Source organism: Microbacterium sp. 2FI, from assembly GCF_005502885.1.
Lineage (GTDB): Bacteria > Actinomycetota > Actinomycetes > Actinomycetales > Microbacteriaceae > Microbacterium.
In genome coordinates this window covers 60,142-83,139 of sequence record NZ_SCMR01000009.1, presented here as the reverse complement: position 1 = coordinate 83,139, position 22,998 = coordinate 60,142, and the positions used below count along the sequence as shown (strand labels likewise).

The 22,998-nt window shown below is 68.5% G+C and carries 15 protein-coding genes; 14 read left to right on the top strand and 1 reads right to left on the bottom strand.

The annotated features are described in order from the left end of the window. The first annotated feature begins 36 nt into the window (after positions 1-36). From FFS15_RS09455 to FFS15_RS09420, 8 genes are all read left to right on the top strand, one after another. Positions 37-2,346: an amidase family protein gene (locus FFS15_RS09455; protein WP_171013144.1), complete on the top strand. Its 2,310-nt coding sequence runs from the start codon at positions 37-39 to the stop codon at positions 2,344-2,346. 165 nt (positions 2,347-2,511) lie between these two features. Next, positions 2,512-3,636 (top strand): peptidoglycan-binding domain-containing protein, encoded by a 1,125-nt coding sequence (locus tag FFS15_RS09450; RefSeq protein ID WP_137844774.1) that lies wholly within the window; start codon positions 2,512-2,514, stop codon positions 3,634-3,636. Positions 3,637-3,686: 50 nt separating this feature from the next. Next, positions 3,687-5,558 (top strand): Na+/H+ antiporter NhaA, encoded by a 1,872-nt coding sequence (nhaA, locus tag FFS15_RS09445; protein ID WP_137844773.1) that lies wholly within the window; start codon positions 3,687-3,689, stop codon positions 5,556-5,558. Positions 5,559-5,567: 9 nt separating this feature from the next. Beyond that, positions 5,568-7,190, top strand: a complete 1,623-nt coding sequence (locus FFS15_RS09440; RefSeq protein ID WP_137844772.1) for an FAD-dependent oxidoreductase — start codon at positions 5,568-5,570, stop codon at positions 7,188-7,190. A gap of 18 nt (positions 7,191-7,208) precedes the next feature. After that, positions 7,209-7,565 (top strand): UBP-type zinc finger domain-containing protein, encoded by a 357-nt coding sequence (locus FFS15_RS09435; protein WP_137844771.1) that lies wholly within the window; start codon positions 7,209-7,211, stop codon positions 7,563-7,565. A gap of 191 nt (positions 7,566-7,756) precedes the next feature. Beyond that, positions 7,757-8,383, top strand: coding sequence for a hypothetical protein (locus FFS15_RS09430; protein WP_137844770.1), 627 nt, complete (start codon positions 7,757-7,759; stop codon positions 8,381-8,383). Positions 8,384-8,520: 137 nt separating this feature from the next. Beyond that, positions 8,521-12,786, top strand: a complete 4,266-nt coding sequence (locus FFS15_RS09425) for a family 43 glycosylhydrolase (RefSeq protein ID WP_137844769.1) — start codon at positions 8,521-8,523, stop codon at positions 12,784-12,786. Positions 12,787-12,868: 82 nt separating this feature from the next. Continuing rightward, positions 12,869-13,921 carry a hypothetical protein gene (locus FFS15_RS09420; protein WP_137844768.1) on the top strand — a complete coding sequence of 351 codons (1,053 nt, stop codon included), beginning with the start codon at positions 12,869-12,871 and terminating at the stop codon, positions 13,919-13,921. Between the two features lie 9 nt (positions 13,922-13,930). On the opposite strand, the gene FFS15_RS09415 is transcribed toward FFS15_RS09420, so the two are convergent. Then, a complete protein-coding gene (locus FFS15_RS09415; RefSeq protein WP_249353898.1) occupies positions 13,931-14,968 on the bottom strand; it encodes a LacI family DNA-binding transcriptional regulator in 1,038 nt (345 codons plus the stop codon). 94 nt (positions 14,969-15,062) lie between these two features. Between FFS15_RS09415 and FFS15_RS09410 the strand changes: the two genes are divergently transcribed. From FFS15_RS09410 to mmsA, 6 genes are all read left to right on the top strand, one after another. Next, positions 15,063-15,968 carry a sugar ABC transporter permease gene (locus FFS15_RS09410; protein WP_137844767.1) on the top strand — a complete coding sequence of 302 codons (906 nt, stop codon included), beginning with the start codon at positions 15,063-15,065 and terminating at the stop codon, positions 15,966-15,968. Continuing rightward, positions 15,968-16,846 (top strand): carbohydrate ABC transporter permease, encoded by an 879-nt coding sequence (locus tag FFS15_RS09405; protein ID WP_137844766.1) that lies wholly within the window; start codon positions 15,968-15,970, stop codon positions 16,844-16,846. The genes FFS15_RS09410 and FFS15_RS09405 overlap by 1 nt, the downstream gene beginning before the upstream one ends. Positions 16,847-16,922: 76 nt before the next feature. After that, positions 16,923-18,272 carry a sugar ABC transporter substrate-binding protein gene (locus FFS15_RS09400; RefSeq protein WP_137844765.1) on the top strand — a complete coding sequence of 450 codons (1,350 nt, stop codon included), beginning with the start codon at positions 16,923-16,925 and terminating at the stop codon, positions 18,270-18,272. A gap of 66 nt (positions 18,273-18,338) precedes the next feature. After that, complete coding sequence (locus FFS15_RS09395; RefSeq protein ID WP_137844764.1) at positions 18,339-20,117, top strand: beta-galactosidase family protein; 1,779 nt, start codon at positions 18,339-18,341, stop codon at positions 20,115-20,117. 146 nt (positions 20,118-20,263) lie between these two features. After that, entirely contained in the window at positions 20,264-21,385 is a 1,122-nt protein-coding gene (chvE, locus tag FFS15_RS09390; RefSeq protein WP_137844763.1) for a multiple monosaccharide ABC transporter substrate-binding protein, read from the top strand. Positions 21,386-21,450: 65 nt separating this feature from the next. Further along, positions 21,451-22,980 (top strand): multiple monosaccharide ABC transporter ATP-binding protein, encoded by a 1,530-nt coding sequence (gene mmsA / locus FFS15_RS09385; RefSeq protein ID WP_137844762.1) that lies wholly within the window; start codon positions 21,451-21,453, stop codon positions 22,978-22,980. The last annotated feature ends 18 nt before the right edge of the window (positions 22,981-22,998 follow it).

Here is a 22,998-nt window from a genome sequence, read left to right as displayed (position 1 = left end):
CAGAGTCCCATCACACCCCAGTAAGGACTGCACACTATGACGGAAACCACCCGAGGACGCATGCGGCGCACACCTGTGCGCGTCGCCGCCCTCCTCCTCACGCCTCTCGCGGTCGTCGGCGGCTCTGCCCTCGTCGCTCCCGCCGCCCTCGCGGCTCCTCCGACCGCTGCGATCACGATCGACGTCGCCGCCGCGGCGACCGAAGGACAGACCGTCGAGTTGACGGCATCCGCCTCGGGCATCACCGATCTCTACGCGTACTCGCTCGAGTTCACGTACGACCCGAAGCTCCTGAAGTTCGTCGCGAACTCGTCGACGAGCCCCGACGGCGGATTCTCGGTGCAGTCCGGCGGCGACGGCACGGTCGTCGTCACCGACACGCGCCTGGGCTCCTCCCCGGGCCTTGCGGGCGACGTCGAACTCGGTGCGCTCTCGTTCCTGGCGATCGACGGCGGCAAGGCGTCGATCACGCTCTCGTCGGCGACGCTCGTCGGCTCCGAGCTGGAGTCGACCGAGCTGACCGATGCCGCCGCGGCATCCGTCGCCCTCACCGGCCTTCCCGGCAAGCGGCACGCCGCGTCGAAGGCGGCCGAGAACCGGCACCGTGGATGGGCGAACCAGGTACCCGGCGAGATCGCCGGAGAGGCCTTCCTCGCCCCGCACTTCACCGAGCTCGACCAGACCGGCGACCTGCAGGTCACGCAGGCCGACCTCGCGGTGCTCGCCGATGCCTTCGGCACGACCTCGTCCGCAGCATCGTGGCCGGCCGTCTCGCACCTCGACTTCGACGCCGACGGCGCGATCGAGGTCGACGATCTCGCCGATCTCTCGAGCCGGATCATCTACGACGACGGCCCCTTCGAGATCGTCGAGGCGAGCGTCGTCGACATGCAGGCGGCGATGAACGCGGGCGTGGTGACCTCGGTCGAGATCACGCAGCAGTACATCGACCGCATCGCCGCGTACGACCGCGTGACGGTCGACCCGGCCACCGGCGGACGCCCGCTCAACTCGATCATCACGGTCGGCGAAGAGACGGCGCTCGCCGCGGCAGCCGTGGCCGATGCCGCGCGCGCCGAGAGCGGGATGACGAGCATGCTGCTCGGCGTGCCGATCGCGGTGAAGGACAACTACAACACCGTCGACATGCCCACCACCGCCGGATGCGGGTGCTGGAACGACAACCAGACGACGACGGATGCCGCGATGGTCGAGGGCCTCCGCGCCGATGGTGCCGTCATCCTCGCCAAGGCCAGCATGGACGAGTTCGCCATCAACCTGTCGTCGTCGTTCTCGGCGTTCCAGACGCCGGGCAGCGCGCTGCCGGTGGCGAGCCCGCTGTCGACCTCGCGGCCGGCCGGCGGGTCGAGCGGCGGCACCGGCGCCTCGATCTCGGCGAACCTCGCCGCGATCGGCTTCGGCACCGACACCGGCGGCTCGATCCGCGTGCCGTCGACGTACAACGCGCTCGTGGGCGTGCGCCCGACCGTGGGGCTCGCGAGCCGTGACGGCATCGTGCCCCTCGCGCTCTCGCAGGACACCGGCGGCCCGATGGCCCGTTCGGTGCTGGATGCCGCCGTGGCACTCGACGCCGTCGTCGGCGTCGACCCGGCCGATCCGATCACGCAGAACCAGGCGGGTCTCGTGCCGGAGTCGTACGCGACGTTCCTCGACGCGGACGCGCTCGCGGGCGCGCGGATCGGATTCGTCCCGGCGATGCTGGGCACGAACGCCGCAACGCTGGCGCTCTGGCAGCAGACGCGGGCGCTCCTCGAGGCCCAGGGCGCGACCGTGGTCGAGGTGGCTCCGCCGACCGGGTGGAGTGCGATCCTCAACGAGGGCAGCGGCAGCGGCCCGGAGTTCAACCACGACCTGCAGATCTACATCGACGCGTACCTCGATGCCGATGTGACCGCCCGGAGCCTGCTCCAGATCAGCCAGTCGACGAACATCGTCCCGGGGCGCGCGAGCAACCCGTACGGGCAGCGCGCGGCGGTCACCGCCGAGGCGTATGAGGCGTGGGCGGGCCCGACGGGCACGCACACGGTGCAGCTCGCCGCCGGCAAGACGCTGGTCACGCAGCTGATGAACGATCTGGATCTCGACACGATCGTCTACCCGAGCGGCACTCCCTACGGGACCATCGGCACCAACATGCGTCTGAGCCCGAACACCGGCCTTCCGGCCGTGACCGTGCCCATGGGCTGGGTCGCAGGGGCGGGCAACGTCAACCTCGAGTGGCTCGGCCGCGACTTCGCGGAGGGTCCGCTGCTCGGACTCGCGTACGCGTTCGAGCAGGCGACGGACGCGCGCGTGTCGCCGCCGCTGTACGGCCCGCTGCCGTAGCGGTCAGGTGAAGCACAGGAGGGCGTCCCCGGGAGGGGGCGCCCTTCTGCGTCTGGGAAATGCCGCAGTTCTCATCCACCGCGGATGATGTGGCGCGCGTGCCGGGTCGCTTGACTCGGCGTGTGCGGTCGAGCGACCCACGTTCCCAGCGGAGGGGTTGGCGCGATGACATCCATCACGGGCCTGCGAGTGATCGCGGCATTGGGGGCGGCGCTCGTGTGCGTCTCACTGGCCGGCTGCTCCGACAGCGTCAGCGACGTCGAGCGCGCGCAGGCGCAGGTCACCGCGAAAGAGAATGCGGTGACGGATGCCGAGGCTGAGCTCGCGGCCGCGTCGGCAGAGTTCTGCGAGGCGGGCAAGACGTACATCACGGCGCTCGATCGCTACGGCGACGTGCTCAACGACACGGCGCCGACCGTCGGCGACGTGCGCCTCGCGGGTGCCGACCTCGCCGACCCGCGTGAGGAGGCCTTCGCGGGCGCCGAAGCCGCGGTCGCGGCCCAGCAGGCGCTGGTGGATGCCGAGCAGGAGCTCGCCGAGGCCCGCATCGCTCTGGCCGAGGCCGAGGCAGGCCCGACAGGCACGCCCACTGTGCCCGACGCCGTCGAGCCGACCGCCGTGCCGCTCGCCCCGACCGCGACGGTCGATCGGGTGACCCAGGCCGAGGCGGAGTTCGAGGCGGCCTTGGAGGCCGTCACCGACGAGACGCCGCTGGCGGATGCGTCGGAGCTGTTCAACAGCGCCGCCGTCGCTCTCGAGTTCGCATGGCTGGGGCTCTTCGCCGATGCCGGGTGCGTCCCCGCCGAGCAGCAGGAGCAGGCGATCGCGGCCGTGCGCGCGTACACGGCGGCGCTGCAGCAGGACCTCGCCGACGCCGGATACTACGAAGGCGCCGTCGACGGCATCTACGGTCCGCAGACCGTCCAGGCCGTCGAGGCTCTGCAAGAGGCTGCGGGCCTTCCCGTCACCGGAACGGTCGACAACGCGACCGCCGACGCCTTGCAGGCCCGCCTGATCGCGCTCGGCGGTGCCGAAGCCCAAGAGTCGGTGGCCTCGACCGCCGCGGTGCAGCAGACGCTGTCGCTCGTGGGGCTGTGGAACGGCCCGGTCGACGGAATCTGGACGCCGGAACTGACGGATGCCGTGATCACGGCCCAGACCCTGCTGGGCGTCGAGCCCACCGGAGTGATCGACGCGGCCACCCTCACCGCCTTCAACACGGCGCTCGCCGCGCTCGCGGCACCCGCGCCCGAGCCGTCGCCGTCGCCGACCAGCACCGAGGCGCCCTGAGGCTCATGCCGTTGTTGTCCTGACCGGGAGGATGCACGAGACTTGCCGAGGTGACGAACCTCACGGTGATCCAGCGATCGCCCGACCCCGAACAGGTTGATCAGGTCGCGCGCCGGCACCGCTCGATCGCCGAGAAGATCCAGGCGATGGGTCAGGCCCGGATCGGGGCGCTGCTGTTGCTGCTCGCGACGGTCGCCGCGATCGTGTGGGCGAATGTGGCGGTCGGCTCGTACCACGACTTCTGGGAGACGCACCTGACGGTCGGCGTCGGCGACATCCAGCTCGACTTCACCCTGCACGCGCTCGTCAACGATGCGCTGATGGCGATCTTCTTCTTCACCGTGGGCCTGGAGGTACGGCGCGAGTTCGCGATCGGCGAGCTCACGAGCTGGTCGCGTGCGATGGTGCCGGTCGTCGCGGCGATCGCGGGGCTTCTGATCCCGGCGCTCCTCTACGTCTTCGTCGCGCGGGGCAGCGGCTATGAGGTGGCGTGGGGGATCGTCATCTCGACCGACACCGCCTTCCTGGTCGGAGCCCTCGCGCTGATCGGCCCGCGCGTCCCAGGACGCCTGCGCGTGTTCCTGCTCGCACTCGCCGTCGTCGACGACATCGGGGCGCTGAGCATCATCGCGCTGGTCTACACCGAGAACTTCACGCCGATGCCGCTGCTGATCGCTGCGGCCGGGCTCGTCGGCGTCTACTTCACCCGCTACCTGCGCGGCGGGCGTGGCCCGGTGTACGCGACGCTCGCGATCATCGTGTGGTTCGCGTTCCTCGCGTCGGGCGTGCACCCCACCCTCGCGGGCGTCGCGATCGCCCTCCTCGTGCCCGTGTACCGACCCGATCGGCGGGATGTCGAGCACGCCCTCGACCTCGCCCGCACCTTCCGGCAGTCGCCCAACACCGAGTACGCCCGCGCGGCCGCCAACAGCCTGCGCGAGTCGATCTCGATCAACGAGCGCCTGCAGTCGGCATACGCGCCGTACGTCGCCTACGTCATCCTGCCGCTGTTCGCCCTCGCGAACGCCGGCGTGGTCGTGAGTCCCGAGATTCTCGCCGCCGCATTCCAGTCCGCGGTGACGTGGGGCATCGTCATCGGACTCGTCGTGGGCAAGTTCCTCGGTAGCTTCGGCGCCGCCGCCGCGATGAAGCTGATGCGGGTCGGCGAGTTCGGTCCGGGCCTCACGCTCGACCGCATCGCCGGAGGAGCAGCGCTCGCCGGCATCGGGTTCACGATCTCGCTCTTCATCGTCGATCTCGCCATCGACGATGAGGCCGTGCAGAACGAGGCGCGGGTGGGCGTGCTCGCGGCATCCGTCATCGCTTTCATCGTCGCGACGATCGTCTTCCGCATCTCCGACGCGTCGCGCCCCGACCTCGACGCGGGTCAGACGCTCGCCCGGCCCGTCGACTCGAAGCGCGATCACGTGTTCGGATCGGACGACGCGCCGTACACGATCGTCGAGTACGGCGACTTCCAGTGCGGGTTCTGCCTCAAGGCCTCGGGCTCGATCCAGGAGGTGCGCGAGCAGCTCGGCGACGACCTGCGCTACGTCTGGCGGCACGCGCCGCTCACGGCGTATCACCCGAACGCGCTGGCGGGGGCCGAGGCATCCGAGGCTGCTGCGCGACAGGGGAAGTTCTTCGAGTTCGAGCGGGGACTCTTCGCGGATCAGGAGAACCAGCGGCCCTCCGACATCATCCGCCTGGCGCGAGACCTCGGGCTCGACGTCGAGAGATTCGAGCAGGACCTCACCGCCGCCGACGTCACCGGTCGCGTGCGCGACGACATGCTGGATGCCGAGGCGATGGGCATCACGTCGGTGCCGACGCTCTTCATCAACGGTCGCCGGCACACCGGTCCGTACGACGCCCAATCGCTCATCCGCGCACTCGAGGCGTCGCGCAGCGCGTCTGGCTAGCCTGGAGCCATGGCCGTGGATCCGATTCAGCGCCCTGAGCTCTCTGACGCCCAATGGGAGCGCCTCCGCGGCTTCGGCACGCCGGAGGATGTCGAGGCGGGGGCCTACCTCTTCCGATCCGGCGACCGCGACTACGACCTGATCCTGGTCGAGGAGGGCGAGGTCGAGGTCGTCCGCGATTCACTCTTCTGGATCCAGGAAGAGGTCGTCACGACCACAGGTCCGCGGACCTTCGTCGGCGAACTGGGACTGCTCAACGGCCAGGGCGCGTTCCTGTCGGCCCGCATGTCGGCCGCCGGAAAGGTCCGTCGCGTCACGCGCACGGAGCTCCGGCGCCTCATGGCCGAGGACGACCAGCTGTGCGACCTGATCCTGCACGCGCTGTGGGCACGTCGTGAGTCGCTGCGCCGCGGCACCGCCGCGCTGACGCTCAAGTTCGTCGGCGAGAGCTCGTCGCGAGAGCTGATGGCGCTCCGCCGGTTCGCCGAGCGTCTCGATCTCGTGCACAAGGCCGTCGAGCTGTCTTCGGGCGAGCTCGGCATCCACGCCGATCTCGGCGTCGCCGCCGAAGACCTGCCGATCGCGTTCATCCACGGTGAGCCGATCCGCAACGCCACCCCCGGCATCGTCGCGGAGCGCCTGGGGCTCAGCTACCAGGCGACGGGCGACGAAGTGGCGGATCTGGTCGTCGTCGGCGGCGGTCCGGCCGGGCTCGCGGCATCCATCTACGGCGCATCCGAGGGTCTCAACACGGTGCTCCTGGACGCCGTCGCTCCCGGCGGGCAGGCGGCCTCGACCTCGCGGATCGAGAACTTCCTCGGTTTCCCGTTCGGGGTCAGCGGCGGTGACCTGATCGGCCAGGCGAGCCTGCAGGCGCTCAAGTTCGGCGTGCGCGTGTACGCGCCGTGCGAGGCCGTGAAGCTCGAGAAGGCGGGCGACCTGCTCGACGTCACGCTCGCCGACGGCAGGATCATCCGCGCTCGATCGACGATCATCACCTCGGGCGCGGCGTATCGCCGATTGAACCTCGATCGGTGGGAGGACTTCGAGGGTGCCGGCATCCACTACGCCGCCACCCAGCTCGAGCTCCGTCACGTCCGCGAGTCGCCGGTCGTCGTCGTCGGCGGCGCGAACTCCGCCGGCCAGGCGGCCCTCTACCTCGCCGGGAACGGCTGCCCCGTGCACCTCGTGGTGCGGGGGAGCGACCTCGGCACCCGGATGTCGTCATACCTCGTCGACCGGCTCATCGAAGACCCGCGCATCCACGTGCACACCGGCGCGAACGTCGTAGGACTCGACGGCGGCGACCGCCTCGAGACTGTGCGCATCGACGCGATCGGCGATGTCGCCGCGAGTGGCCTCTTCTGCTTCATCGGCGCCGAACCCGCCACCTCGTGGCTGTCGTCACTCGACCGCGACGGTGACGGCTTCCTCCGCACGGGCACCGACATCTCGGTGCAGTCCCTCGACCAGTGGCAGTCGTTCGGCCGCGAGCCGCTTCCGTTCGAGACGTCGGCGCCGCGCGTGTTCGCCGCCGGCGACGTCCGCCGCGGGTCGATGAAGCGCGTCGCCGCCGCTGTCGGTGAGGGCTCGAGCGCCGTCGCGTCCGTCCACCGCGCGCTCGCGGTCTGATTTCGTGGAGGAGTGCGCATGAGCGACGACATCGACGTATCGGTCGCCCCGAGCGGCACCGGGTGCGACGCGTGCGACGATCGCGAAGGCTGGTGGGTGCACCTGAGACGGTGCGCCGCCTGCGGGAACATCGGATGCTGCGACACCTCGCTCGGTCAGCACGCGAGCGCCCATGCCCGAGAGTCGGGCCATCGCTTCATCCAGAGCTACGAGCCCGGTGAGGACTGGTGGTGGGACTACGAGGTGCAGGCCACGGCATCCGGCCCGTCGCTCGCTCCGCCCACCAGTCGGCCCGACGAGCAGCCGTCTCCGGGTCCGGCCTCCCGCGTGCCGGGTGACTGGCGTGAGCAGCTGCGGGCCGCGGGACGCATCTGACGGGATCTGAGCGGGGGATCCGAGTCCGAGGTTGACAACCGGACAAAGACGCTGGTACCAATGGTTTGCGCAAACATTGTTTGCGCAAACCATTGTGACGACGAGGTCGAATCCGCTACGCGGCGGAGCCCTGAGCCGCGCGCTCGGGAGGCCGGCAGAGCCGCCGTCGCCAGAGAACCAGAGGACTTTCCATGACCACGAAGCCGATGATCGCGCGACTGTCGGCGGTGACGGCAGGCGCCCTGATGCTGACCGGCGTCGCGGCGGCCGCCGTCGCCGAGGAGAGCTACGGCGACCACGATGTCGACGTCCACGTCTCGATCTCCGAGATCGACGAGCCCGGAGTGCTCGCGATGAGCGTCGCGGGCTCCAGCACGGCACTCGCCGAGACGGGCTCCACGCCCACGATCCGACAATTCACGGGGTCGCTCCCCACGGTCACCGTCACCGACACCCGCACGCCCGACGAGATCGAACCCGGCGTCGGCTGGTACGTGCTCGGCACGTCGAGCGACTTCGTCGGCGACGCCGGTCAGCCCGCGATCGGCGCCGAGCACCTCGGCTGGGCTCCGTCGCTCATCGACGGCGGCGAATCCGGACAGATCGCGGAGGGTGACGTCGTCGACACCGTCATGGACGCAGGCTCGCCCGACGCCGTCGGCCTCGTGGACCAGGAGCTGCTGGCCCTCGCATATGACTCGCAGGCTGTCGCCGGTGAGTCCCGATGGACCGCCACGGCGAACCTCTTCCTGCGCACACCGGCGACCGTCGAGCCCGGGGACTACGCCGCGACCATCACGCTTTCGCTCTTCGAATAGGAACTCCCCCGACGGGGATCGACGACGATCCCCGCGCGTCCGGGGCCGTCGCCCCCCATCGGTCCTGGACGCGCACCGACTCACCCTCCCCAACCGCCCGAACAGGGCATGCCACATCGAGAACGGAACAGACGAAGATGTCCGAGAGATCCGCATCCGCGATGCGCCGCCTGTCGGCGACGATCGCCGCCACAGCCATGGTCGGCGCCGGTGCCGTCGCCGTGGCTCCCGCCGCAACCGCGGCCGAGCCCGACCGCACCCTCACACCGAATCCTGCCTACGCGAGCGGTCCGTTCACCGGCTGGGGCACGAGCCTGGTCTGGATGGCCAACGCCACCGGCAACTACCCGGCCGAGCTCCGAGATGAGCTCATCGAGATGGTCTTCGGTGACGACGGTCTCAACCTCAACATCGCTCGTTACAACATCGGCGGCGGCAATGCCTCCGACGTTCCGCCGTACCTGCGTCCCGGCGGCGCCGTCCCCGGATGGTGGAACCCCGACGCCCCACTCAGCGACGCGGAGGGGCCGATCACCTCGGACTACGCCGACCGCGACCGCTTCCGCGCCGCGTGGACCGGTGAGAACGCGAGCGACTACGACTTCTCGGCCGACTCCGCACAGCTCGCGTGGGTCGACGCGATCAAGGACGACGTCGACACGTGGGAGGCGTTCAGCAACTCGCCGCCCTACTTCATGACCGAGAGCGGCTTCGTCAGCGGCGGGTTCGACGCGAACCATGACCAGATCCGCACCGACTCACTCGACACGTTCGCGACGTACGTCAAGACGGTCGTCGAGCACGTCGAGTCCGCCCACGGCATCGAGTTCGACACGATCAACCCCCTCAACGAGCCGAACACGAACTACTGGGGCACCGCGCTCGGCGGCAACGGCTGGCCGACGACGGCGAGCCGGCAGGAGGGTGCGCACGCCGGGCCCTGGCTGCAGTCCGAGGTCATCAAGGCGCTCGACGCCGAGCTCGCCGAGCCCGGGACGACCACGCAGGCCGAGATCTCAGGACCCGACGAGACCCACCCGAGCCGCTTCCGTGACGACTGGTACGGCTGGGACGAGGCGACACAGGGCATCGTCGACCAGCTGAACGTCCACACGTACGCGACGGGCGACCGCAACCGCGCCCGCGACATCGCCAAGGCGAGCGGCAAGCCACTGTGGATGAGCGAGGTCGAGGGCAACTGGGGCGGCGACTGGTGGAATCCGAACTCCATGGAGAACGGCCTCGGCATCGCCTCGCTCGTCACGGCGGACCTGCGCGAACTCGAGTCGGAGGCGTGGGTGCTGTGGCAGCCGGTCGAAGACCTCTACAACATGGAGAAGGTCGAGAAGAAGAACTGGGGGTCGATCTTCATCGACCTCGACTGCAACGCGCAGGGCGACTCGGTGCGCCGGATCGCCGACGGCGACGCAGACCCGTCGTGCGGCATCCAGGTCAACTCGAAGTACAACACACTGCGCAACTTCACCCACTACATCGAACCGGGCGACCAGCTGGTCGCGGTGAACGACAACGACACCACCGCAGCACTCGACGCCGACGGTTCAGGCGCGACGCTCGTCTACACCAACACGGGCAGCAGTGCCCGCACCGTCGAGATCGACCTGTCGCACTTCGCTGAGATCGGACCCGGCGCGACGGTGACCCCGATCGTCACCACGGAGTCGCCGGACCACGACCGCACCGCGAACGCTCTCGTGCAGGGCAGTGCCGTCGCCGTGGACGCGGTCGCGAAGTCGGCGACCCTCACGGTGCCCGCGAAGTCGGTGACCACCTTCGTGGTCTCGGAGGTGTCGGGCGTCGCGGCATCCGCCCCCGCGCTGCGCGACGGCGAGGCCTACACGATCATCGGCGTGCAGAGTGGAAAGCCGCTTGCCGCCGGGTCGTCGACGGCCGTCCTCGGGACGGCCGGCAGCACGACCGCGGCGCAGACGTGGGAAGCCACGCTTCTGATCGACGAGCCGGGAACCTCGCGGGATCGCTTCGCCCTGCGCCTCGAAGATGGTCGCACCCTCGCCTCGAACGGCGGCAGCACCACCTTCAAGACGCTGACCGACGAGCAGGCGGTCGGCGACAACACGGCCCACTGGCTCGTCAACTCGACGGACGGGCAGACGTTCAATCTGCTCAACGCCGAGCGCGAGGACGTGCTCGATGTGGCGGGACAGGCCACCGGCACAGGCGCGACCGTCGGCCTCTGGGGATCCAACTGGGGCGCCAACCAGCTGTGGACGCTGGCCGAGCACGGTGACGACGAGGTGCCGGCGGGATACACGTCGTTCCACCCCGGTCAGGAGTGGCTCGACACCACAGGGAACGTGATCCAGGCCCACGGCGGTCAGGTCGTGACGTCGACCGATGACGAAGGCGAGACGATCTACTACCTCTACGGCGAAGACCGCACCTACGGCTACCACTCGGCGCCGGGTGTCCACGTGTACAGCTCGTACGACCTCTACAACTGGACGGATCGCGGGGTGGCTCTGCGGGCGCTGTCGTCGACGGCGCAGTTCGACGAGCCGTACTTCGACGCGCTCTACGGCGACTACACGCAGGCTCAGAAGGACGCGGTGTACCGCGACCTCGGCACAGTGCCGGTTCCCGGCATCACGCCGCCGATCATCGAGCGACCCAAGGTCATCTACAACGAGTCCACCGGCAAGTGGGTCATGTGGGCCCACATGGACGGACCGAGCGAGACCTCGTCCGCCCAGTACGCCAAGGCGAAGGCCGGCGTGGCGATCGCGGATTCCCCCTTCGGGCCGTTCCGCTACATCGACAGCTACTACCTCCACCACTCACCGGACGGCTGGGATACACCGGGCATGGCGCGCGACATGAATCTCTTCGTCGACGACGACGGCACCGGGTACATCATCTACTCGAGCGAAGGCAACGCGACGATGTACATCTCGAAGCTGGATGAGGAATACACCTACCTCGAGACGTCTCCCGACGACGCTGTGCTGGGCGTGGACTACAACCGCATCTTCGTGGGAGAGTCGCGGGAGTCTCCGGCGATCTTCAAGCACGACGAGCGCTACTTCCTGATCACCTCCGGCACGACCGGCTGGTCGCCCAACCCCTCGCGTTGGGCCACATCGGTCGACCTCATGGGCACGTGGACCGAGAAGGACGACCCGTTCCCGTGGTGGACCCAGAACTCCTGGAACTCGCAGCCGTCGTCGGTGATCCCACTCGACCGCGAGAACGGGAAGTACATCTACATGGGCGACCGCTGGAACGGCGGCGGCGACCTCAAGAACGCCCAGATGGTGTGGCTGCCGCTCAACATGGGCGAGGGCGGCGACTCGCTCGCGGTCGAGGTGTGGGACGAATGGACGCTCGAGGATCTCGACCAGTGGGCGGTGTGGGACGTCACCGGCGTGCCCGAGAGCATCGCTCTCGGCGACGACTTCGATGTTCCGACCGTCACCGTCACGCAGAACGGGCAGTCGTCGACCCAGGCGGTCACGTGGGAGATCGACGGCTCGCTCGACACCCCCGGTGTCGTGAACGTCACGGGAACCCTGCCCGGCTTCGGCGACCGCGCGTTCACCCGCACCGTCGCCGTCGTTCCTGAGGGGGTGCAGTACGTCGTCAACGCGGGCGGAATCCCCACCGACGACTGGACGGCCTTCCTGAATGCCGCGGAGCAGAGCGCGCCGGTGCTCAACAGTCGACCGGACCAGGCGTACGGGGCGGATCCCGGCACGGCGAAGCCGTGGGGCTACGTGAGTGAGGGCAGCCGGCCGCACGGCACGGTGGACGGGAACATGTTCTCGACCCTTCGGTACGCCGTGGACGGCAACGACCTGCAGTATCGCTTCGGCGGTCTCGAGGCCGGCACCTACACCGTCTACGCCGGCTACGCCGATCCGTGGGATCAGTGGGACGACCGTTCGGCGAGCGTGAGCATCAACGGCAGCGTCGTCGAGACCGAGCACGTGTACGGCGCCGCCGACAGCACCGCGACCTACGGAGACGTCACCGTCGGCACCGGCGGCGAGATCTCCCTCACGCTGAGCCCGACCCGCGGCCCGGACGTCCAGCTCAGCTGGCTGGTGGTCGTGCTCGACGAGCCGGCGGCTCCCGCGCTGGATGTGACGATCGTCGCCAGCACGAGGTGCGTCGCCAAGAAGGCTGTGGTGACGGTGCAGGCGAGGAACGATGAGCAGGTGCCCATCTCGGTCGTGTTCACGTCGGCGTACGGCTCGAAGTCGGTCAGTTCGGTGGCGCCGGGCGCGGGTGTGACGCACGCTTTCAGCACGCGCAAGGTCGCCATCGCGGCCGGCGCGGTCACGGTGCAGGTGCAGGCGCAGATCGGCGGCGCTCCGGTCACTCTCGCGGTGGATGCGCCGTACCCGGCCACGACATGTGAGTGACGACAGGACCCGGGGCCGTGATCGATGAGCCTCCCGATCACGGCCCCGTACCACTTCGGAGACTTGGGAGAGCGAGGACGACATGGAGACGCTTCCCCGCCGAGTGCGGGTCGGCTCTGCCCTCGTCGCGCTGCTCGCAGCGCTCGGCGCGGGCATCTTGTCGGCGCCGGGCGCTTGGGCGTCGGTGTCGGCCGAGGGCGAAGCGCCGGTCACGTGGTCGGTGCGGCCTGCGGATGCCGCCGCGGCAGACGGCAGGTCGTGGGTCGAACAGGAGGCCGAGCCCGGGAGCGTGGCGACGGAGCACCTCGCCGTCCGCAACCTGGGTGAGACGGATGTCACGTTCGCGGTCACCGCCGCTGACGGGTACTTCACTCCGGCCGGCCGATTCACCATGCTGGCGTCCGATCGGGAATCGGTGGATGCCGGCACCTGGATCGACGTGGCGCCAACGATCGCGGTCGCCGCCGGGCAGACGGCGATCGTGCCGTTCACCATCACGGTCCCCATGGATGCGACCCCCGGCGACCACGCCGCGGGAATCGCCGCCTCGATCTTCTCCGAGGGGACGGACGCGGGCGCGAAGGTCGCCGTGGAGAGCAGAGTGGGATTCCGCGTCATGGTCCGCGTCGACGGCGAGGTGCAGCCGTCGCTGGGTGTCGAGGGTTCCGGGGCCTACCTCACCGCCTGGAATCCTCTCGCCCCGGGCGATGTCGTGCTCGCCTATGACCTCGAGAACTCCGGCAACGTGAGACTGGAGGTCGCGACAGGCACTGAGTGGGGCGGTGCCGCGATTGCCGATGACGGCGAGGGCGCGGCACCGACCGAGCTCCTGCCCGGCGACCGCCGAACCGCGCAGCTGCGGGTCCCGGACGTCTGGCCCCTCGGCCTGATCGCGCTTCCGCTCGTGGTCGAGCAGTCCATCGTCATGCCCGACGGCACACTGCTCAGGATGGATGCCGTCGAGCAGACGGTCTGGATCTGGGCGATCCCGTGGCCGCAGCTCGTCTGCGTCGTCGCGCTCGGACTGGTCGCCCTCGGTCTCCTGTGGGGCCGCCGCCGTCGTGCCGCCGAGCTCGAGCGACTCGTCGCGGATGCGCGAGCTCAGGGTCGCCGGGAGGCGCAGCGAGGGATGTGACCGCCGAGGTCAGGCGTCCGCTGCCGGCGGTGAGGCGGTGCTCGCGCGGACGATGAGCTCGGTCTGGACGAGCTCGGCCGGTTCGATGTCGTGGCGTTCGATCGTGGCGACGAGGCTGCGCAGCGCCAGTGCGCCGACCTGATCGAAGTGCTGGCGGATCGTGGTCAGCGGCGGCCAGAACTCCGCGGACTCGGCCATGTCGTCGAAGCCGACCACGCTGATCTCGTCGGGTACCCGTCGGCCCGCTTCGTGAAGGGCCCGCAGGATGCCGAGCGCCATCTGATCGTTCGCGGCGAACACCGCGGTCACTTCCTGCTGCTGCGCGAGCCACGCGCCGGCGCGGTGGCCGGATTCTGCGCTCCAGTCCCCGACGATCACTTCGGGCACGGTCGCACCGCGCTCCCGAAGCGTGCGCTCCCAGGACTGCCGTCGCCGATGGGCCGAGTACGATTCCTCGGGCCCCGCCACGTGCCACACGGTCTTGTGGCCGAGGTCGAGGAGGTGCTCCGTCGCCAGCCGTGCACCCTGGGCCTGATCGGTGTCCACAACGGGATAGTGGTAGCGGTCGTCGGAGTCGATGACGACGACCGGGAGTTCTGCGGGCAGCTCGATCTCGCTGTCGGCGAGCCGGTGCGCCTCGATGACGATGATGATGCCGTCGACGGCCTGCTCGTTCAGACGGGCGAACGCGCCTGAGACGCTGGACTGCGTCGCGGTTCTCAGCGGGATGAGATTGATCGAGTACCCCGCCGCCGAGGCGTCGGTGGCGATGGCGTCGAGCGTGCGCATGTTCCCGAAGCTCGACAGCGAGAACATGATCACGCCGATGCTCCGGTAGCGGCCGAACTTCAGCGCGCGGGCTGCGCTGTTGGGCCGGTAGCCGAGTTCCTGCATCGCGGCGACGACACGGCGCCGCGTGGACTCCTTCACCACGCCCTTGCCGGTCGCGACGCGGGATACCGTCTGACCGGAGACGCCGGCGGCGAGAGCGACGTCGGCCATCGACGGCTCGCGGCGGGGCTGAGGCGGGGGGGAGTCCTCGAACATGTCACCATCCAGAAATTGTTTGCGTTGACATTCTAGGGTGAGCGTGGATAGTGTTTGCGTAAACAGTTCCGAATCGATCTTCTGAGGCACGTCAATGTCGACCACCCATCACCCCACCGCGTCACCCCGACGCGACCGCCGCGACTGGCGCGGCTGGGGCTTCGTCGCTCCCTTCATGGTGGTCTTCGCGGTGGTGTTCCTCGCACCGCTGGCCTACGCCCTGTACCTGAGTCTCTTCCGCGACCAGCTCGTCGGTGGAACGACCTTCGTCGGGCTCGAGAACTACCTGCGCGCCCTCACCGACCCGCAGTTCTGGGACGCCTTCGGCCGCGTCTTCGTGTTCTTGATCGTTCAGGTCCCGATCATGCTCACGCTCGCCCTGGGCGCGGCGCTCGCCATCGACAGCGCGCGGCTCCGCGGGGCGTCGTTCTTCCGCATCACCCTTTTTCTCCCGTACGCCGTGCCCGCGGTGGTGGCGGTGCTCATGTGGGGCTTCATCTACGGCGACCAGTTCGGCCTCACTGCCGACATCAACGGGTGGGTCGGGTTCGAGCTGATCACCCCGTTCGCGCGGGAATGGATGCTGGTCGCGATCGGCAACATCGTCACGTGGGAGTTCGTCGGCTACAACATGCTGATCTTCTACTCGGCGCTGAAGACCGTTCCGGGTGAGCTCTACGAAGCCTCCGCCATCGACGGGGCAGGAGCCTGGCGCACCGTCTTCTCCATCAAGATCCCGGCGCTGCGCGGTGCCATCGTCATCGCGACGATCTTCTCGATCATCGGCAGCTTCCAGCTCTTCAACGAGCCCAACATCCTGAGGCCCCTCGCTCCCAACGTGATCACCACCTACTTCACCCCCAACATGTACGCGTACAACCTCTCGTTCGCGGGGCAGCAGTTCAACTACGCCGCCACCGTCGCGATCATCATGGGCATCATCACCGCCGTCATCGCCTACGTCGTGCAGCTGCGCGGCTCGCGGGCGGAGGTGCGCTGATGGCTGCTCCCGCCTTCGAGCGCCGCTCGCCGCTGAAGCCGCGCAACTCGAAGATCCTGCTCCTGGTCATGGTCCTCTACGGCATCTACACCCTGGTGCCGCTGGTCTGGCTGGTCGTCAACTCCACGAAGTCGCAGGCGGGGCTCTTCTCGAGCTTCGGCCTGTGGTTCGCCGGCGACTTCGCCTTCTTCGACAACCTGGTCGCGACCCTGACGTACCAGGACGGCATCTTCCTCCGCTGGCTCGGCAACACCCTCCTCTACGTCGTCGTCGGCGCGGGGGGCGCGACCCTGCTGGCCACCCTCGCCGGGTACGGACTGGCGAAGTACTCGTTCCCCGGCCGGCGCGCGATCTTCGCGATCGTCCTGGGTGCGGTGGCCGTGCCCGGCACGGCGCTGGCCGTTCCGACCTTCCTCCTCTTCAGTGAGCTCGGTCTCACCAATACCCCGTGGTCGGTGATCATCCCCTCACTCGTGACGCCGTTCGGCCTCTATCTCGTGTGGGTCTACGCCTCGGATGCCGTGCCGACCGAACTGCTCGAGGCTGCGCGCATGGACGGCGCGGGCGAGTTCCGCACATTCTTCACGATCTCGATCCGACTGCTGGTGCCCGGCATCGTCACCGTGCTGCTGTTCACGGTGGTGGCGACCTGGAACAACTACTTCCTGCCGCTCATCATGCTCAGCGATCCGGCCTGGTACCCCCTCACCGTTGGGCTCAACCAGTGGAGTGCGCAGTCGATCGGCGCGGGCTCCGAGCCGATCTACAACCTCGTGATCATGGGATCCCTCCTCACGATCGTCCCCATCGTCATCGCGTTCCTCCTGCTGCAGCGGTTCTGGCAGTCGGGGCTGAGCGCGGGAAGCGTCAAGCAGTGATCCGGGAACTGCATCCGATGACGACCCACCCGGCCGGCTCGCGCCCGCGACCCGGAGTACCCGAAAGGACACAGCAATGAAGCACATGTCAGGAGCTCGCCGCCGCCTCGCCGCGGTCGCGGGCATGGGCGCGATCGCCGCGCTGACGCTCGCGGGGTGCGCAGGCGGCACCTCCGGTGGCGAATCGACCGCTCCCGAAGAAGGCATCGAGGCGATCGAGGCAGCGCTCGAAGAGGGCGGCGAGATCACGTACTGGACGTGGACTCCGCAGGCCGAGGCCCAGGTCGCAGCCTTCGAGGACGCCTACCCGAACGTCACGGTCAACCTCGTCAACGCCGGCACCGGCAACGACCAGTACACCAAGCTGCAGAACGCGATCAAGGCAGGATCCGGCGCACCCGACGTCGTGCAGATCGAGTACTACGCGTTCCCGCAGTTCGCGCTCACCGATTCGCTCCTCGACCTGGCGCCGTACGGCTTCGGAGACTACGAGGGTGACTACACCGCCTCGACGTGGGGTTCGGTGACCGTCGACGACGCCATCTACGGCCTTCCGCAGGACTCCGGGCCCATGGCGCTGTTCTACAACAAGACGGTGTTCGACGAGTTCGGCATCGAGGTGCCCGTCACGTGGGACGACTACATCGCGGCGGCTGAGAAGCTGCACGCCGCCGACCCGACGAAGTACATCACCAACGACATCGGCGATGCCGGCTTCACCACCAGCATGATCTGGCAGGCGGGCGGTCAGCCGTTCCAGTCGGCGGGCACCGACGTCACGATCGATCTGCAGGACGAGGGCTCGAAGAAGTGGGCCGACACGTGGAACCGGCTCGTCGAGAGCGAGCTCGTCGCCCCGTACGGCAGCTGGAGCGACGAATGGTTCCAGGGCCTCGGCAACGGAAGCCTCGCGACCCTCGTCATCGGCGCCTGGATGCCGGGCAACCTCGAGTCGGGTGCGCCCGACGGCGCCGGGGACTGGCGTGTGGCGCCGATGCCGTCCTACGACGGACAGCCTGCGTCCGCCGAGAACGGCGGCGGCGGTCAGGCCGTGACGAAGCAGAGCGAGAACCCCGCGCTGGCGGCCGGGTTCCTCTGGTGGCTCAACAACAGCGACGAGAGCGTCGACACGTTCCTCGCCGGTGGCGGGTTCCCGTCCACCACGGCACACCTCACCTCGGACGAGTTCCTGGGTGCCGAGCCGGAGTACTTCGGCGGCCAGAAGATCAACGAGGTGCTCGCCGCGGCAGCCGATTCGGTCGTGCCGGGCTGGCAGTACCTGCCGTTCCAGGTCTACGGCAACAGCATCTTCGGAGACACCGTCGGGCAGTCGTACGAGAACAAGAGCGACCTGAACGAGGGCCTCGTGGCGTGGCAGGACGCGTTGGTCGAGTACGGCAACTCGCAGGGCTTCACCGTCAAGTAGCAATCGGCAGAGGGGCGGTCGGCTCGGCCGATCGCCCCTCTCCACCCGCGTCAGAAAGCAGTTCCCGTGGCAACGTTCTCGATCGGCGAGACCGACTTCCTCCTCGACGGTCAGCCCCACCGCATCATCGCCGGGGCGATCCACTACTTCCGCGTGCACCCCGATCAGTGGGCCGACCGCATCCGCAAGGCGCGACTCATGGGGCTCAACACCATCGAGACCTACGTCGCCTGGAACGCCCACGAACCGCGTCGCGGGGAGTGGAACTCCACCGGTTGGAACGACCTCGGGCGGTTCCTCGACCTCATCGCTGCGGAGGGCATGCACGCGATCGTGCGCCCGGGGCCGTACATCTGCGCCGAGTGGCACAACGGCGGATTCCCCGTCTGGCTGACCAGCATCCCCGGTGTGCGCCTCCGCACCGCGGACCCCGTCTACATGGCGGAGGTCACCCGCTATCTCGAGCGGGTGTACGAGATCGTCGTGCCGCGTCAGATCGACCACGGCGGCAACGTCGTGCTCGTCCAGATCGAGAACGAGTACGGCGCGTACGGCGACGACGAGGAGTATCTGCGCGAACTGGTCGAGGTCACCCGCGGCGCCGGCGTCACCGTGCCGCTATCGACCGTCGACCAGCCGATGCACGATCACCTCGATCACGGCAGCCTTCCCGACGTCCTCGCGACCGCCTCGTTCGGCTCGCGCTCGACCGAGCGCCTCGCCACGCTGCGCGCGCACCAGCAGACCGGCCCGCTGATGTGCTCGGAGTTCTGGGACGGCTGGTTCGACTGGTGGGGCGGATTCCATCACACGACCGACCCCCACGTCGCGGCCGAGGAGCTCGACGCCCTCCTCGCGGCCGGCGCGTCGGTGAACATCTACATGTTCCACGGCGGCACCAACTTCGGTCTCACCAACGGTGCCAACGACAAGGGCCGCTACCTTCCGCTGGTCACGTCGTACGACTACGACGCCCCGCTCGATGAGGCCGGCAACCCCACACAGAAGTACTGGGCGCTGCGCGATGTCATCGGCCGCTACGTCGACCTTCCCGACGAGCGGCCCGAGGCCGCCGAGCCCGCCCGCGAGTTCGACGTGCCGCTCACGCGGGCCGGTGACTGGCAGTGGAGCGCGCGGTCGGATGGCCGCGTGCACGACGCGCCGCCGACGTTCGAGCAGCTCGGCCACGACGGTGCCCTGATCATCTACGAGGCGCCGCTGCCGGCCGAGGCTTTCGACGGCGCAGACAGCCTGCTCCTGGAGCTGGGCGAGGTGCGCGACCGCGCGTGGGTGAGCGTCGACGGGCGCCGGATCGGCACGCTTTCGCGCACGCTTCATGAGCGATCCCTCGTGATCCCGCGCGGTGAGAGCGTGAGGATCCTCGTCGAGGAGCAGGGGCGGGTGAACTACGACTCGCGGATCGGCGAGCTCAAGGGTCTCATCGGTCAGCCTCTCCTCGCGGGCCGGGCCCTGACGGCTTGGACGGCGAGTCCTGTCGATCTGCAGTCGATCGCGTGCACGGCCGCTCGCGCCGCGCTGAAGCCCACGATCGAGCCGGCCGGCTCGGCGCCGCATGTCGGGCCGGTCGCACTCCGCGGCGACTTCGACCTCGCCGAGCAGCGCGATCTGTTCCTCGACACCCGCGGCTGGGGCAAGGGCTATGCGTTCGTCAACGGCTTCTTCCTCGGCAGGTACTGGTCCAACGGCCCCCAGCGGACCCTCTATGTGCCGGCGCCGGCGACCCGTGTCGGCAAGAACCTGATCGTCATCGTCGAGCTCGATGCCGTCTCGCGTGCGGCGGCGCGCTTCCGCTCCGGCCTGATCCTCGGTCCCACAGAGGAGTAGTCGCACCTCCCCTCTCCACTGCCGCGCGCTGTGCGGCAGCGGTGATCGGCGCGCCCACGCGCCCCTCGCAGCATCCCTCCCACAACTGAACATCCAGCACGGCACCACCACCTCTGCACCACCTCATCTCGACGAAAGGACACATTGTGAAGGGCAAGAAGACACTCCTGGCCGCGATCACCGCCGGAGCACTGCTGCTCTCGGCCTGCAGCTCCGGGGCCGCGGAGCCCGGCGCAGAAGGCGCCGGCGAGGGCGGACTCATCGGCGTCGCGATGCCGACGAAGAGCTCCGAGCGCTGGATCCAGGACGGCGACGCCGTCAAGGCCCAGCTCGAGGGCGAAGGCTTCACGGTCGACCTGCAGTACGCCGAAGACGACATCCCCACCCAGGTCGCGCAGATCGAGAACATGATCACCAAGGGGGCGGAAGCGCTCATCATCGCGTCGATCGACGGCACGACGCTGTCGGAGGTGCTGCAGACCGCGGCCGACGCCGACATTCCCGTCATCGCGTACGACCGACTGATCCGCGACACCGAGAACGTCGACTACTACGCGTCGTTCGACAACTTCAAGGTCGGCATCCAGCAGGCGAACTCGCTGCTGAACGGGCTGGGCCTGGTCGACCTGGAGGGCGAGCCGGTGGCCGACGCGCCTGTCGGCCCGTTCAACGTGGAGCTGTTCGCGGGGTCGCTCGACGACAACAACGCGTTCTTCTTCTTCGACGGTGCCATGAGCGTGCTCGAGCCGCTCATCGACGACGGGGTCCTCGTCGTGCAGTCGGGGCAGACCGACATCGAGCAGGTGGCGACTCTGCGCTGGGACGGCGAAGCCGCTCAGAGCCGCATGGAAGACATCCTCACCGCCGACTACTCCGACGGCACGCAGGTCGACGCCGTGCTCTCGCCGTACGACGGCATCTCGCGCGGCATCATCTCGGCTCTCACCGACGCCGGCTACGAGGTCGGCGACGAGTGGCCGATCATCTCGGGCCAGGATGCCGAGCTCGACTCGGTGAAGGCCATCAACCGCGGCGAGCAGTACGCCACCATCTTCAAGGACACGCGCAACCTCGCCGAGGTCGCCGTCGCGATGGCTGTCGCGCTGCTGAACGACGAAGAGCCCGAGGTGAACAACACCACCGACTACGACAACGGCGTGAAGGTCGTGCCGTCGTACCTGCTCGAATCGCAGATCGTCGTCAAGGAGAACATCCAGGCAGTCCTCGTCGACAGTGGCTACTGGACCGACGCCGAGATCGCCGACTGACACACCGCGTGTCCCGGCCGGGCGGTTCGATGCCCGGCCGGGGCACCTCATGAAGAGGAGCCAGGATGGTCGACGACATTCTCCGGATGCGGGGGATCACGAAGAAGTTCCCCGGTGTCACCGCACTCTCGGACGTGACCTTCTCCGTCGCACGCGGCGAGATCCACGCCATCTGCGGTGAGAACGGCGCCGGCAAGTCGACGCTGATGAAGGTGCTCTCGGGTGTGTATCCGAGCGGCGGCTTCGAGGGCGACATCGAGTTCGACGGCGAGCAGGTCGCCTTCCGCAGCCTTCGCGACAGCGAGGCCAAGGGCATCGTGATCATCCACCAGGAGCTGGCGCTCAGCCCGTACCTGTCGATCGCCGAGAACATCTTCCTGAACAACGAGCGCCGGGATCGCGCGGGCCTCATCGACTGGAATCGCACGAACCTCGAGGCACGGAGGCTCCTCGACCGCGTCGGACTCCACGAGAACCCCGCGACCGCCGTGAACCGGATCGGCGTCGGCAAGCAGCAGCTGGTCGAGATCGCCAAAGCGCTGTCGAAAGACGTCGAGCTTCTGATCCTCGACGAGCCCACGGCGGCGCTCAACGACGAGGATTCCGATCACCTGCTGACGCTGATCTCGAGCCTGCGCGACCAGGGTGTCACCGCGATCATCATCAGCCACAAACTCAACGAGATAGAGAAGATCGCCGATACCGTCACGATCATCCGCGACGGGAAGACGATCGAGACGATCGATCGTGTCGACGTCACCGAGGACCGCATCATCCGAGGCATGGTCGGACGCGACCTCGAGCACCGGTATCCGTCGCGCGAGTCGCACATCGGCGACGAGCTGCTCCGGGTCGAGGACTGGACCGCCCACCACCCGCAGGATTCCACCCGCGTGATGGTCGACAACGTTTCGCTCTCGGTGCGAGCCGGCGAGGTCGTGGGCATCGCCGGCCTCATGGGAGCGGGGCGAACCGAGTTCGCCATGAGCCTGTTCGGTCGCAGCTACGGCAGCCGCATCTCGGGTCGCGCCTACATGCGGGGCGACGAGATCAAGACGCGCACCGTGGCCGAGGCGATCCGCAGCGGACTGGCGTATGCCACCGAGGACCGCAAGACGTTCGGGCTGAACCTCATCGAAGACATCAAGCGGAATATCTCGATGGTGTCCCTCCGCAAGCTCACCCGCTGGGGTCTGGTCGACGACAACGAGGAGTTCGCCACGGCGAACACGTTCCGCCGCAGCATGAACATCAAGGCGCCGAGCGTGCTCGTGCGCACCGGCAAGCTGTCGGGCGGCAACCAGCAGAAGGTCGTCCTGTCGAAGTGGATCTACTCCGACCCCGACGTGCTGATCCTCGACGAACCCACCCGCGGGATCGACGTCGGCGCGAAGTACGAGATCTACACGATCATCAACGAGCTCGCGGCATCCGGCAAAGGCATCGTCGTGATCTCATCCGAACTGCCCGAGCTGCTGGGGATCTCCGACCGCATCTATGCGCTCAGCGAAGGGCGCATCACAGGCGAGCTGCCCATCGCCGAGGCCACTCCCGAGGCCGTTCTCAAGCTCATGACCATGGACAAGCCCCGCTGAGGGCTGCGCACGAAAGAA